Origin of the sequence: Legionella steelei (assembly GCF_001468005.1) — a bacterium.
Classification (GTDB): domain Bacteria; phylum Pseudomonadota; class Gammaproteobacteria; order Legionellales; family Legionellaceae; genus Legionella; species Legionella steelei.
In genome coordinates this window covers 1-921 of the sequence record NZ_LNYY01000011.1, presented here as the reverse complement: position 1 = coordinate 921, position 921 = coordinate 1, and the positions used below count along the sequence as shown (strand labels likewise).

The following is a 921-nucleotide window of genomic DNA, read 5'->3' as shown; positions in this document are numbered from 1 at the left end:
GTCTGGCACCAAACTGGCTATTCTATTAAAGATTCTCAAAGATCCCGCGATGACACAGCTTGATTTGCAAGGGACTGTCTTCGGGAGCACAGACATACTGATTACCATATTAGATACCCTGAAACATTCCAAGGCAACACGTCTTAATTTGAGTTGGAATTCACTTGGAAAAAAATCAAGTACTAAGCTGACTAACATATTTGGCGCTTTGAACACTTCCAGAATATCCCATCTTAATTTGAGCGGGAATCATTTTGGACAGAAATCAGGCACTGAGTTAGCCACCATGTTAGCTGCTCTAAACAACTCTGGGATAACCCATCTTAATTTGAGCCAGAATGATTTTGGACAGAAATCAGACACTGAGTTAGCCACCATGTTAGCTGCTCTAAACAACTCTGGGATAACCCATCTTAATTTGAGCCAGAATGATTTTGGACAGAAATCAGGCACTGAGTTAGCCACCATGTTAGCTGCTCTAAACAACTCTGGGATAACCCATCTTGATTTGGGATGGAATAATTTTGGACAAAAATCAGGCGCTGAGCTAGCTACCATTTTAGCCGCTCTAAACAACTCTGGAGTGACTCATCTTGGCTTAGGCTGGAATGATCTTTATAAAAAATCAGGCACTGAGCTAGCCACCATGTTCGCTGCTCTAAACAACTCTGGGATAACCCATCTTGATTTGCGTTGGAATTATCTTTATAAAAAACCAGGCACTGAACTGGAACCAGACATCATGTTCGATCTCCTGAAACACTCTGGGGGGGCTCATCGTAATTTGCTTTTGAATTATCTTTATAAAAAACCAGACACTGAACTGGCCATCATATTCGATGCCCTAAAAGACTCTGGGGTGACTCATCTTGATTTGCGTGAGAATCGCATTAAGGAAGTATCAGATGTCCAACTGTATAC

General features: G+C 41.6%; 1 protein-coding gene. It reads left to right on the top strand.

Annotated features, from left to right (window positions below; genetic code table 11):
- Window positions 1-49 precede the first annotated feature (49 nt).
- Window positions 50-921: leucine-rich repeat domain-containing protein (locus tag Lste_RS03075; RefSeq protein ID WP_475071327.1), on the top strand; the 872-nt coding region annotated here is incomplete at its 3' end.